The sequence below is a fragment of the Ruminobacter amylophilus genome (assembly GCF_900115655.1).
Taxonomy (GTDB): Bacteria; Pseudomonadota; Gammaproteobacteria; order Enterobacterales; family Succinivibrionaceae; genus Ruminobacter; species Ruminobacter amylophilus.
Window position 1 is genome coordinate 1 of sequence record NZ_FOXF01000104.1, and the last position, 1,412, is coordinate 1,412.

1 protein-coding gene is annotated in these 1,412 nt (G+C 44.4%); it reads right to left on the reverse strand.

The annotated features are described in order from the left end of the window. A partial coding sequence (locus BMY80_RS11930; protein WP_245730207.1) for an alpha-amylase family glycosyl hydrolase occupies positions 1-1,412 on the reverse strand: 1,412 nt, incomplete at both ends.

The window sequence follows — 1,412 nt, forward strand, 5'->3', positions numbered from 1 at the left end:
TTGATATCAAAGATAACCACGCTATCGGTACTGTTTTCGTCAAGAGTTACGTTATTGAAGATATCATCTGCGGTAGTCATATGGAATGCAGGATGGCTCTTTCTTAACTTAAAGAAATCGGCGTAGGCCTTGAAAGTTTCATTCCAGCCTTCAGAAGCCTTAAGATCCCACTTATAATCATTGGCTCCGGTGGTGGTGTTATAGGTATTGTGTATATCCTTACCGGCAGCAGCCTTGGTACGACCGATTTCTTCACCTCCGTGAATAAAGGTAATACCCTGGCTCACAGCTATAATGGCGTTTGCATATCCCTGAAGCTTTGTCTTTTCTTCAAGATCTGTAACACCTGCAGCTTCTATCTTGTCGCGCAAGGCAAGATTATCATGTGCGGTCAGATAGGCAATTGACTGTTCCGGACTTGTGAAGCCCTGAGCTGTCCAGACATCAGTACCTGTTGCATCCGCATGACGCATACCGCCGCGAACCCCCATGAACACGCATTTCTTATTGCTGTCCAGAGCATTGTCGTTTTCATCGGTACCATTGCTGTCCCAGCCGTCATTCAGCTTATCAAAGATAAAGCCGAGAGCTTTTCCGTCATCACTTGAGCCTTTAAGACAGTTTCTGATTCTGTTGTTGAAGGCTCCGACATGAGCTTCAGCAGACTGCATATGCATTCTGCCGGTACGTACCGGATTGTCTACGAGCTTTTCAGACATATCACTGTCAGCCGGCCACGGTTCACCGTAAACCAGAAGATTTGCATCAGGATGAACCCTGTTCAGATATTCACCCCAGTCTGAGAAATCCTTGATTGAGAATGCACCGACAAGGTCCATTCTGAAACCGTCAACATGATATTCGTTAACCCAGTAATCCATTGAATCACGAATCATGGTCCATACCATGTTATTATTGCCGTTTAAGGTATTGCCGCATCCTACCAGGTCAGCCTTAAGATAATACTTACCGGTAATATCTTCAAAAACCGACTTGTTAAGGGTATGGTTATACACAACGTCCATGATTACTCGAATACCGTTCTTATGGAATTCATTGATCATGGTCTTTACTTCCTGAATCTTCCTGTTGTAGTCATCAGTACCGAATGCTGATGAATAACGATCTTCAGGAACATTGTAGTTCCATGGATCATAGCCCCAGTTGTAGCAGCTTGAATCCTGAGAACCTACGTTTGAACAGGTACCGTAGTCAAAAATAGGCTGGAACTGAACATGAGTAATTCCCAGTTCCTTCAGATGATCGATACCTGTAGCAACTCCATTGTACTTGGTTCCTGTCTGAACCATACCCAGGTAACGGCCTCTCTTGTCTGCGTCAACGCCGGAAGTTTCATCGATGGTGAAGTCACGTACATGAACTTCATAAACAATGGAATCAACACGATTCTT